This window comes from Streptomyces sp. NPDC054841 (assembly GCF_053611045.1).
This window is the reverse complement of the sequence record NZ_JBSGZO010000294.1, coordinates 1-10,994: the sequence shown is the minus strand read 5'-3', so window position 1 is coordinate 10,994 and position 10,994 is coordinate 1. Positions and strand designations below refer to the sequence as shown.

Sequence of the window (10,994 nt, the reverse complement as noted above, 5' to 3'; positions counted from 1 at the left end):
GCGGTGGGGGCACCTCCCAGGCGCAGCTCTGGGGGAGATCGCCCTCGTACTGGGCGTACTTGGGCGACTCCGACAACGCAGCGAGGTGTCGTAGCCGGCGTCGCGGGCCCGACAAGACCGCCCGGACAGGGCCTGGCCGACCCGGCCGTCGCCCCGGCCGGCGGCGCGGACCTCGCAGCCGGCCGGGGGGCCGGGCACGTTGCGCGGACGAGCGGCCGGTCGGCCCCTGCCCCCTCCGGGCGACTCGCCGAGGGCGGGCTGGTCTTCGACGCGGTCGAGTTCCGTTACCCGGACGCGAGCCCACGGTCCGCGCCCGTGCTGGAACGGATCGATCTGCGGGTCCGGCCCGGCGAGACCATGGCGCTCGTCGGCGCGACCGGGTCCGGGAAGACGACGCTGACCGCGCTCGTACCGCGGCTGTACGAGGTGACCGGTGGGCGGATCACGCTCGACGGGCGGGACATCGCCGCGATGCCCCGCGAGGAGCTGCGGCAGCTCGTGTCCATGGCCTTCGAGGAGCCCACGCTCTTCTCGGCGAGCGTCGGTGAGAACGTGCTGATGGGAGCCGAGGACGCGGGGGACGAAGGCCTGCGGCGCGCGCTCGACGTGGCGCAGGCCGGATTCGTGGACACGCTTCCCCAGGGGATCCACACCCAGGTCGGCGAGCAGGGGCTGAGCCTCTCCGGCGGCCAGCGGCAACGGCTCGCGCTCGCCCGCGCGGTCGTGGGGCGGCCGAGGTTCCTCGTCCTCGACGACCCGCTGTCGGCGCTGGACGTGCACACGGAGGCGCTGGTGGAGGCTGCGCTCCGGCGCGTCCTGGAGGACACGACCGCGCTCGTCGTGGCGCACCGGCCGTCCACGGTGCTGCTGGCCGACCGGGTGGCACTGCTGTCCCAGGGCCGGATCGCGGCTGTGGGCACCCACCACGAACTGCTGCGGGACAACGCCGAGTACGCCTGGCTGATGTCGGGCGCGCACGCCGAGGAGCGAGTCCGATGACGTCATCGACGACCACACAGCCGTACGCGGACGCCGACGACACGGCCGGGGAGCGCGCGGGCGGAGAGCGGGACCCGTTCGACCGCGACGCCCTCCCCACGCCCGAGGGCGCCACCGGGGCGCTGCTGCGGTCGCTGCTGGCGCCCCGGCGGGCCAGGGTCGCGCTCTCCGCGTTGCTGCTGCTGCTCCAGCAGGCCGCCGCGCAGGCCGGCCCGTTGCTCGTCGCGTACGCCATCGACAGCGGCGTCCCGGCGCTGCGCCGGGGTGACCACGGGCCGCTCGTGGTCGTGGCGATCGGGTACGCCGTGTGCGCGGTGGCGTCCGGTGTGTTCCAGTACGCGTTCATCCGCGCCGCCGCCCGCGTCAACCAGGACGTCCTGCTCGATCTGCGCGGCAGGATCTTCCGGCACGCCCAGGCGCTCAGTGTGGACTTCCATGAGCGGTACACCTCGGGCCGGCTGATCTCCCGCTCCACGACCGACGTCGAGTCGCTGCGGGAACTGCTCAGCGAGGGGCTCCAGGAGCTGATCGGCGTCGTCCTCGCGTTCGTCTACATCTCGGCGATGCTGCTCTGGCTGGACCCCGGCATCGGGGGTCTGGCCGTGCTCAGCTTCGTACCGCTGTATCTGCTCGTCCGGCTCTACCAGCGGCGCGCGGCGGTCGTGTTCACCGAGCGGTCCTCCGCGATCGCGGCCGTCATCGTGAAGTTCGCGGAGACGATGAACGGCATCCGGCCGGTGCGCGCGTTCCGCCGCGAGCGCGCCAACGACGACCGCTTCCGCGCGCTGAACGAGCGGCACGCCCGCAGCAACGGTGACGCCCTGCTGGAGATGGCCCGTTACGTCGTCGGTTCCCGGCTGGTCGCCAACACCGCCGTGGCGGGGATGGTGCTGTGGGGCGCGTACCGGGTCGCCGAGGGGACACTGGCACTGGGCGTGCTGGCGGCCGCGGTGCTGTATCTGCGCCGGCTGTACGACCCGATCGACCGTCTCGGCATGTTCCTCAACTCGTACCAGTCGGCGGGCGCGTCGCTGGAGAAGATCGCCGGTCTGCTGGCCCAGACGCCGTCCGTGCCGGAGCCCGAACGTCCCGTGCGGCTGCCGGACCTCGCCGAGGCCGCCGGCCCCGGCCGGGAGGTGGTCTTCGAGGACGTGCGGTTCGCTTACCGCACCGGCGGCGAGGTACTCCCCCGCTTCGGGCTGACGATCCCGGCGGGCCGGACCGTCGCGGTCGTCGGCTCCACCGGCGCGGGCAAGTCCACGCTCGCGAAGCTGCTGGCCCGCTTCTACGACCCCACGGACGGGCGGGTTCTCCTCGACGGCGTCGACCTGCGCGAGCTGGCCGTGCCCGAACTGCGGCGCGGGGTCGTGATGGTGACGCAGGAGGCGTTCCTGTTCTCCGGGACGGTCGCGGAGAACATCGCGATCGGGCGCCCGGACGCGACCCGCGAGGAGATCGAGCAGGCGGCGAAGGCGATCGGCGCGCACGACTTCATCAGCAGTCTGCCGGACGGCTACGACACGGACGTACGCAAGCGGGGCGGGCGGATCTCGGCGGGTCAGCGCCAGCTCGTCGCGTTCGCGCGGGCGCTGCTGGCCGACCCCGCGGTGCTCATCCTCGACGAGGCGACCAGCTCCCTGGACATCCCTGGCGAGCAGGCGGTTCAGCGCGCGATGACGACGGTGCTGCGCGGCCGTACGGCGGTGGTGATCGCCCACCGGCTGTCGACGGTCGAGATCGCGGACCGGGTGCTGGTGATGGAGCACGGCCGGATCGTCGAGGACGGCACCCCGGCGGAACTCACCGGCGGGGCGGGCCGGTTCGCCGATCTGCACCGGGCTTGGCGGGACAGCCTGGTGTAGGGCGTAGGGCGTGCAGGGTCCACGACTTGATGCGCAATGTCGGCTCAGGATGCGCACTGACTGCGCAAATCCGAGATTCGGTGCGCAATGGTCGCGGTCCGTAGTTGCTATGGCTGACGCGACCTACTCCGTACCGTAGGCCGCCCACCGTCCGAGGGTGAACCCGCCGCCCTCTTGCCGGACTTCCACGGCACCTGCCCCGCCGAAGTGTGCAGGGACGACCAACTCCCTTTCGGCGGCGGCTCGTTCGAGGATCTGACGGCGGCTGGCCACTGCTTGTTCCGCATCCAGGCAGAAGCAGCTGTTGCAGGAGGGTGTGAGGATCTGCACCGGGCTGTGGAGAAGGTCGCCGACGAAGACCGCCCGGTCGCTCCCGGATGCGAGCCGCAGTACGGATGAGCCGGGCGTGTGGCCTGGCGCGGACTCCAGAGTGAGGTGTTCATCGATGCGGTGGGTGCCGTCCCACAGGACGGCCTGCCCGGCCCGGTGGACGGGTGCGATGCTGTCCTCGTAGATCAGCCGGTCGTCCTCCCGGCGGCCGTTTCCATAGGCGTTGGCCGGGCCGAAGTGGAAGTCGTCCGCGGCCGGGATGAGGTACTGGGCGTGAGGGAACGTCGGCTCCCACCCTCCGTCCGCACTGACGGTGTTCCAACCGACATGATCACCGTGGATGTGGGTGTTGACGACGACGTCGACGTCCTCCGGCCGGACTCCGACCCGCGCCAGGCCACCCAGGAAATCGCCCTGCCAGTGGTGGAACTGCGCCGAGCCGGGCCGCTCGCGCCCGTTCCCCACTCCGGTGTCGACCAGGACGGTCCGTCCGCAGCTGCGCAGCACCCAGGTCTGCAGCGCCATCACCGCCCTGTCGCCGTCCGGTTCCCAGTGATCCGGCGCCAGCCAGTCCTCGTTACCCTTCCACACCTCGGCGCCGGACTCCGGAACCAGGCCGCGTGCGGGCGCGAACGCCCCTTGCCACTCGACGACTCGGATGACCTCGACATCGCCGAGCACGATGCTCTGCATGCTCTCGCTCTTCATGCCCTCGACTCTAGGAAGGGCAGATGAGCCTCTCAATACCTGTCCAGCTCGTTCAGATACGCATCCGTCTCACCACTGACGCTACGGGTATCCTGGCCCGATGGATGTGGTGAGCGACGCAGTCTCGGCGGTACGCATCGGGCGTCCTTCCTCGAACCAAGTGCGGGTGAGCGGGAGCTGGTGCACGCGGCTTGCCCCGTACGACGGTGCGGGCTTCCATGTGGTGCTGGAGGGCAGCTGCTGGCTGCTGCCCGACGGCGGCTCTCCAGTCTCGCTCGGCGCGGGTGACGTGGTGCTGCTGCCGCATGGCACGGGACATGTGATCGCCGACGCCCCCGCCGATGCGACGACCGTGGAACAGGCGGTGCCGTTCGAGCGATGGTTCGACGAGAGGGAGCCGCGCCGGCCCCGAGCCACCTCCGGCGAGGTGCAGATGCTGTGCGGCAAGTACCGGCTCGACCGTAGTCGCGCACACCCGCTCATGGCGGAGCTGCCGAAGGTCGTCCACCTGCCGAACCGAGTGGGCACCCATGCCGAACTGCGCGCCGCCGTCGACCTGCTGGGCCACGAGCTGGGTACACAAGGACCCGGCGCCTGCATCGCGGTGCCCAGCCTGCTCGACCTCCTCCTCGTCTACATGATCCGCTCCTGGGCAGCCCAGGGCACGAGCGGCACCTGGCCGACCGTACTGGGCGACCCAGTGGCGGCCGCCGCTCTGCGGGCGCTGCACTCGGACCCGGCCGCCCCGTGGACCAACGACCGCCTGGCCGCCGAGGCAGGCGTGTCCCGCGCCACCCTGGCCCGCCGCTTCACCAGCCTGGTCGGCCGCCCGCCGATGGCGTACCTCACCTGGTGGCGCCTGACCTTCGCAGCCACCCTGCTCCGCGACACCCTGGACCCTCTGGCCACCATCGCTCGCCGCGTCGGCTACGGCACCCCGTACGCCCTCTCACATGCATTCAGCCGGGAATTCGGTACTACCCCGGGGCAGTACCGGGCAGAGACAGCGGGGCGATCGGCCTCCACGTGAGAGTCCTTGATGAACCGGCCTGATCGCACAGCACGCCATCCGGAACACCGACGGACCACACGCCGTGCTGAGCGGACCCGTCCGAAAGGGGGCGACCGGTCATGAGCACCGCTGAGGAGAAGACCGTAGTGATCACCGGGGCGAGTTCCTTCCGGAGGCGGCGCCGCAGCACCAGCCGGCCCGTGGGCCCGGGCGGGCTCGGACCGCTCGTGGCCGGTGTGATGGAGTGGGGACCATGACGACGACTGACGCGATCGTGGTGCCGGAGCTGTATGTCGGCTATCCCGGGGTGGCCTTCGGCGGGTACGTCGCGGGGGTGCTCGCGGAGCGCTCGGAGGCGAAGACGGTACGGGTGGACTTCCGCGGTCCCGTGCCGGTGGAGGTTCCCGTGCGGATCGCCGCAACGGCCGGCGGGGGCGCGGAGTTGGGCGAGGGGGAGTGGCCGCTGGCCACCGCGCGCCCGGCCGAGCTGCTGCTCGACGCGCCGGCCGCCCCTTCCTTGGACGAGGCGGCCGCCGCGGCCGAGGCATTCCGGGCGGCGCCGCCCGTGGGGATGGTCGACTGCTTCGGCTGCGGCCTGGACCGTACGCCCGACCGCGGTCTGCGCCAGCACTGCACCCCGGTGCCGGGCCGTGACCTCGTCGCCTCCGCCTGGATCCCGTCCCCCGCCCTCGCCTCCGAGGACGGCCTGCTCCCGCCGGAACTGGTGTGGGGCGCCCTGGACTGCCCGGGCAACTGGGCGGGCCGCATGCTGGGCACCCAGCGCCCGGGCGCGGTCACCGCGGCCCTCACCGGCGCGCTCCTGCGTCCGGTGCGCGCGGGCGAGCCGTACATCTCCTATGCCTGGCTGCAGTCGGAATCCGGCCGCAAGCACTCGATGGGCGTGGCACTGGCCACGGCCGAGGGCGAACTGTGCGCTCTCGCCGAGGCGTTGTGGCTGGACCCCCGGCCGGCGGCCTGACGTCGGGCGCCAACGGCCGTCGGGACACCCTCGCCGGAACCACCGGTCGTCGGGACACCCTCGCCGGCACCAGCGGTCGTCGGGACACCCTCGCCGGCACCAGCGGTCGTCGGGACACCCTCGCCGGAACCACCGGTCGTCGGGACCCCACCCCCACCGGCACCCACGGCCGTCGGCACTTCCGTCGGCCCACGAGCCCCCGTACGGAACACCCCGTCGGCCCACGAGCCCCGTACGGAACACCCCGTCGGCGTCACGGCCCCGTCAGGACACCCTCACCGGCTCACGGCGCGTCGCAGAGTCCGCCGTACGCCGGGTACGGAGCAGCGCCACCGAGAGCAGCGCCGCCGCGGCCATCGACGCCGCCGCCGCGACGGCCGCCCACGACATGCCGTGGGTGAAGGCCGCTCGGGCCGTGGCGAGGAGCGCGTCGCCCGGCGCGGAGACGGCGGCGGCCGCGCCGAGGGTCTCGCGGGCCTCGGCCGGGGCGGAGGCGGTCGCCAGGTCGTGGGTGTAGACGGCGGCGCCGATCGAGCCGAGGATCGCCATGCCGAGCGCTCCGCCCAGTTCCTGGCCGGATTCGAGGACGGCGGCCGCCGAGCCGGCACGTTCGGGCGGGGCAGCGCCGAGAGCGAGTTCGTTGGCGAGGGTCATGGCGGTGACGAGGCCCGCCGCGTACACGGCGCAGGCGGCCAGGACGTACCAGAGCGGGGAGTCCGGGCTGATCCGGACGAGCCCGGCGAAGCCCGCCGCGGAGAGGAGGAAGCCGCCGCCCATGACGTACGCCCTGTCCACCCGCTGGGCGAGCGCCGCGCCGGTCGGCGCGGCGGCCATCACGCCCACGGACGGCACCAGGCTCCACAGCGCGGCCTCGAACGGGCTCATGCCGCGCACCGACTGGAGGTACTGGGTGAAGAAGACGGCGAAACCGACCGTCGCCGCCATCGCCAGCAGGTTGGCCAGCACCGGCGCCCCGTACGTGCGACGGCGCACCAGGGCGAGGTCGACCATCGGGTGCTCCAGCCGGGTCTGGCGGCGGACGAAGACGGCCGCGAGCACGAGCCCCGCGGCGACGGCGGCGACCGGCAGCGGTGCCCAGCCGTGCTTGGCCAGCTCCTTGATGCCGTGGATCAGGGGCAGCAGCGCGGCCAGCGACAGCACCGCGCTCAGCAGATCGAAGCGCCCGCCGCGCGCGCCTTTGGACTCCGGGAGCAGCAACGGCGCGAGCACCAGCAGAAGCACCATCGCCGGCAGGTTGATCAGGAAGACCGAACCCCACCAGTAGTGTTCCAGCAGCGCCCCGCTGACGACCGGCCCGAGGGAGATGCCGGTGGCCATCACGGTCGTCCACAGCGTCACGGCCTTGGCGCGCTGCGCCTCGTCCCGGAACAGATCGCGGATGAGCGCGAGCGTGGCCGGCATCAGACCGGCTCCGGCGACCCCGAGCAGCGCCCGCGCGGCGATCAGCGTGCCGGGCGAGTGGGCGTACGCCGCCGCGACGGACGCGGCGCCGAACAGCGCGGCGCCCACGAGCAGCACCCTGCGGCGTCCGGTCCGGTCCCCCAACGCCCCCATGGTGATGAGGAGTCCGGCGAGGATGAAGCCGTACATGTCGAGGATCCACAGCTGCTGGGTGGAGCTGGGGCCGAGGTCTTCGCTGATCGCGGGGATGGCGAAGTAGAGGACGGAGACGTCCATCGAGACCAGGAGCAGAGGCAGCATCAGGACACCGAGGGCGGTCCATTCGCGGCGGCCGGCGCGCGGCGCGGGAGAGTCGTTGACCGTTGTCATGGGGGGAGCGAAACAGCCGGTTGCGTACACCGCAAACAACGACCTGGTGCACCCTGATACTCCGCCCTCAACTGCCCGTGAAAGAGGCAGTTCAGCGCCGCGTACGGTAGGCCGGGTGCACTAGTACACTCACCGCCGTGGAGACCGTACCGCCCTACCTCAGGATCGCTGACGGGATACGCCGCCGTATCGATTCGGGCGAGCTCACGCCCGGTGATCGCGTCCCGTCCACCCGCGCTCTCACCCGCGAGTGGGGCGTGGCGATGGCGACGGCCACGAAGGCACTGGCGGTGCTGCGCCAGGAGGGGCTGGTCCGTTCGGTGCCGGGTATCGGCACGGTCGTGACGGACACCCGCCCGCGTCCCGCCCACTCACCCGCCGAGCCCGCACTCACCCGTGACCGGATCGTGCGTACGGCGATCGCGCTGGCCGACGCCGAAGGCCTGGCGGCGCTGTCGATGCGCCGCGTCGCGACCGGGCTCGGTACGTCGACGATGGCGCTGTACCGCCATGTGCCGGGCAAGGGCGAGCTGGTGCGGCTGATGTCGGACGCGGCGTTCGCCGAGCGGCCGTTGGGCGCACTGCCCGCGGGCGGCTGGCGTCCGGCCCTGGAGAAGGCGGCGCGGTCGCTGCGCGACGCCCACACACGCCATCCGTGGCTGGCGCAGGCGATGGCGTCGTTCACCCGGCCCACGGCCTCGCCGAACGCCATGGCGTACACGGAATGGGTGCTGCGGGCCGTGCGCTCCACGGGGCTGACTCCCTTTCAGACAATTCACGCCCATCTCTCGCTCTTCGCGTATGTGCAGGGAGTGTCGATGGCGGCCGACCTGGAGACACAGGCCCGGCAGGACACCGGACTGTCGGGCGACGAGTGGATGGCACGGAACGAGCCACAGTTCGAGGCGATCGCGTCAGGTGGCGCGTACCCTCTGCTCACCACGCTGTTCGAGCAGGACGACTCCGAGCTGGATCTCGAAACGCTCTTCGAATTCGGGCTGGCACGGCTGCTCGACGGCCTCGCGGTGATGATCGACGAAACGTCCGCTTAACGAACACGGCCTTTCACCCAACGGACACTTTCCGGCCAATCTGTTGACGCGCTCCTGACAGGAGCCCCTCACGCCTGCCACTCTTCCCCCGATCCACGCAACACACGCTCCGTCGCTCTGCCCGGGTGGCCCACCCAGCCGCCCGTAACCCCCCTCGCAGAAGGAGTTCGCGTGAGACCCACGCCCAGCCGTCGCGCGTCCGCGACCGGCGCTCTGCTCGCAGCCGCGGCCCTCCTGGCCGTCGGAATCCAGTCCGGCTCCGCCGCCGCGGCCCCGGACGCCCCGGCGACCGCCCCGAAGCAGCAGGCCGCCTCGGCGGCCGACCCCGGCGCGCTGCCCGCGCAGCTCACCCCCGCCCAGCGGGCGGAGCTGATACGCGAGGCCAACGCCACCAAGGCGGCCACCGCGGCCGAACTCGGCCTCGGCTCCCAGGAGAAGCTCGTCGTCCGCGATGTCGTCCAGGACCGGGACGGCACCACGCACACGCGCTACGAGCGCACTTACGCGGGCCTGCCCGTCCTCGGCGGTGACCTGGTCGTCGCCGAGACGAAGGCCGGGCGGACCGAGTCGGTCACCAAGGCTTCCGCCGCCGCCCTCAAGAACGTCGACACCAGCGCCGACGTCGCCCCTGCAGCCGCCGAGCAGCAGGCCGTGGCCGCCGCGCGCTCCGAGGGCTCGAAGAAGACCGCCGCCAACCGGGCCCCGCGCAAGGTGGTCTGGCTGGCCCAGGGCAAGCCGACCCTCGCATACGAGACCGTCGTCGGCGGTGTCCAGCACGACGGCACCCCGAACGAGCTGCACGTCGTCACCGACGCCACCAGCGGCAAGAAGCTCTACGAGTGGCAGGCCATCGAGACCGGCACCGGCAACACGATGTACAGCGGCCAGGTCACGCTCGGCACGGCGCCGTCGTACACCCTGACCGACGCGGGTCGCGGCAACCACAAGACCTACAACCTCAACCGCGGCACCTCCGGCACCGGGACGCTCTTCTCCGGCCCGGACGACACCTGGGGCGACGCCACTCCGCAGAACGCCGAGACGGCCGGCGCCGACGCGCACTACGGCGCCGCGCTCACCTGGGACTACTACAAGAACGTGCATGGCCGCAGCGGCATCCGCGGCGACGGCGTCGGCGCGTACTCCCGCGTCCACTACGGCAACGCGTACGTCAACGCCTTCTGGTCCGACAGCTGCTTCTGCATGACCTACGGCGACGGCTCCGGCAACACCAAGCCGCTCACCTCGATCGACGTGGCCGCGCACGAGATGACGCACGGCGTCACCTCCAACACCGCGAAGCTGGTCTACAGCGGTGAGTCCGGCGGCCTCAACGAGGCGACGTCCGACATCTTCGCGGCGGCCGTCGAGTTCCACGCCAACAACGCGCAGGACAAGGGCGACTACCTGGTCGGCGAGAAGATCGACATCCGGGGCGACGGCACCCCGCTGCGCTACATGGACAAGCCGAGCAAGGACGGCGCGTCCAAGGACGCCTGGTACTCGGGCATCGGCGGCATCGACGTGCACTACTCGTCGGGCCCGGCGAACCACTGGTACTACCTGCTCTCCGAGGGCAGTGGCGCAAAGACCATCAACGGCGTGAACTACGACTCCCCGACCTCGGACGGTCTGCCGGTCACCGGCATCGGCCGTGACAAGGCCTCGCTGATCTGGTTCAAGGCGCTGACGACGAAGTTCAACTCGACCACGAACTACGCGGGCGCCCGCACCGGCACGCTCGCCGTCGCGAGCGAGCTGTACGGGGCCAGCAGCGCCGAGTACAAGGCTGTCGCCGACGCCTGGGCCGGAATCAACGTCGGCTCCCGGCCGGGCGGCGACACCGGTACGTCGTTCGAGAACACCACGGACGTCGCGATCCCGGACAACGGCGCCGCCGTCACGTCCTCGGTCACCGTCACCGGCCGTACCGGCAACGCTCCTGCCGCCCTCAAGGTCGGCGTCGACATCGTCCACACCTGGCGCGGTGACCTGGTCATCGACCTGCTCGCCCCGGACGGCACGACGTACCGGCTGAAGAACGCCAGCGGCAGCGACTCGGCGGACAATGTGGTCGAGACGTACACGGTGAACGCGTCGAGCGAGGTCGCGAACGGCGTGTGGAAGCTGAAGGTCCAGGATGTGGCGGCGCTGGACACCGGCTACATCAACAGCGTCAAGCTGACGTTCCCGTAGGCACGTCGGTGAGCGGACCGCCCGGGGGAACTCCGGTTCCCCCGGGCGGTTCCACGTATCGTGAC

Annotated in this window: 9 protein-coding genes; 7 read left to right on the top strand and 2 right to left on the bottom strand. The window is 71.8% G+C overall.

The annotated features are described in order from the left end of the window. Together ACWGI8_RS30060 and ACWGI8_RS30055 are read left to right on the top strand one after the other, a co-directional pair. Positions 1-999 (top strand): ABC transporter ATP-binding protein (locus tag ACWGI8_RS30060; RefSeq protein WP_453665643.1); only part of this gene is annotated, 999 nt, incomplete at its 5' end. Next, positions 996-2,861, top strand: a complete 1,866-nt coding sequence (locus ACWGI8_RS30055) for an ABC transporter ATP-binding protein (protein WP_453665641.1) — start codon at positions 996-998, stop codon at positions 2,859-2,861. The genes ACWGI8_RS30060 and ACWGI8_RS30055, both read left to right, overlap by 4 nt. Before the next feature lie 123 nt (positions 2,862-2,984). On the opposite strand, the gene ACWGI8_RS30050 is transcribed toward ACWGI8_RS30055, so the two are convergent. Then, positions 2,985-3,899 (bottom strand): MBL fold metallo-hydrolase, encoded by a 915-nt coding sequence (locus tag ACWGI8_RS30050; protein ID WP_453665639.1) that lies wholly within the window; start codon positions 3,897-3,899, stop codon positions 2,985-2,987. A gap of 100 nt (positions 3,900-3,999) precedes the next feature. Between ACWGI8_RS30050 and ACWGI8_RS30045 the strand changes: the two genes are divergently transcribed. From ACWGI8_RS30045 to ACWGI8_RS30035, 3 genes are all read left to right on the top strand, one after another. Continuing rightward, complete coding sequence (locus ACWGI8_RS30045; RefSeq protein ID WP_453665637.1) at positions 4,000-4,929, top strand: AraC family transcriptional regulator; 930 nt, start codon at positions 4,000-4,002, stop codon at positions 4,927-4,929. A 101-nt stretch (positions 4,930-5,030) separates the two neighbouring features. After that, positions 5,031-5,168, top strand: coding sequence for a hypothetical protein (locus ACWGI8_RS30040; protein ID WP_453665636.1), 138 nt, complete (start codon positions 5,031-5,033; stop codon positions 5,166-5,168). After that, the gene (locus ACWGI8_RS30035) at positions 5,165-5,890 is read left to right on the top strand and encodes a hypothetical protein (protein WP_453665635.1); all 726 of its coding nucleotides are present in this window, start codon (positions 5,165-5,167) and stop codon (positions 5,888-5,890) included. Before ACWGI8_RS30040 ends, ACWGI8_RS30035 begins: the two co-directional genes overlap by 4 nt. Positions 5,891-6,154: 264 nt before the next feature. Here ACWGI8_RS30035 and ACWGI8_RS30030 read toward each other — a convergent pair whose 3' ends face one another. Next, on the bottom strand, positions 6,155-7,681 hold the full coding sequence (locus ACWGI8_RS30030) for an MFS transporter (RefSeq protein WP_453665633.1): 1,527 nt from the start codon (positions 7,679-7,681) through the stop codon (positions 6,155-6,157). Positions 7,682-7,818: 137 nt separating this feature from the next. Here ACWGI8_RS30030 and ACWGI8_RS30025 point away from each other — a divergent pair, with 137 nt between their 5' ends. Continuing rightward, on the top strand, positions 7,819-8,733 hold the full coding sequence (locus ACWGI8_RS30025) for a TetR/AcrR family transcriptional regulator C-terminal domain-containing protein (RefSeq protein WP_453665631.1): 915 nt from the start codon (positions 7,819-7,821) through the stop codon (positions 8,731-8,733). A 171-nt stretch (positions 8,734-8,904) separates the two neighbouring features. Then, on the top strand, positions 8,905-10,929 hold the full coding sequence (locus ACWGI8_RS30020) for a M4 family metallopeptidase (RefSeq protein WP_453665630.1): 2,025 nt from the start codon (positions 8,905-8,907) through the stop codon (positions 10,927-10,929). Positions 10,930-10,994: the final 65 nt, after the last annotated feature.

Coding starts and splice junctions, on each gene's coding strand:
- ACWGI8_RS30055 (WP_453665641.1), top strand. CDS start 996: ATGACGTCATCGACGACCACACAGCCGTACGCGGACGCCGACGACACG.
- ACWGI8_RS30050 (WP_453665639.1), bottom strand. CDS start 3,899: ATGAAGAGCGAGAGCATGCAGAGCATCGTGCTCGGCGATGTCGAGGTC.
- ACWGI8_RS30045 (WP_453665637.1), top strand. CDS start 4,000: ATGGATGTGGTGAGCGACGCAGTCTCGGCGGTACGCATCGGGCGTCCT.
- ACWGI8_RS30040 (WP_453665636.1), top strand. CDS start 5,031: ATGAGCACCGCTGAGGAGAAGACCGTAGTGATCACCGGGGCGAGTTCC.
- ACWGI8_RS30035 (WP_453665635.1), top strand. CDS start 5,165: ATGACGACGACTGACGCGATCGTGGTGCCGGAGCTGTATGTCGGCTAT.
- ACWGI8_RS30030 (WP_453665633.1), bottom strand. CDS start 7,681: ATGACAACGGTCAACGACTCTCCCGCGCCGCGCGCCGGCCGCCGCGAA.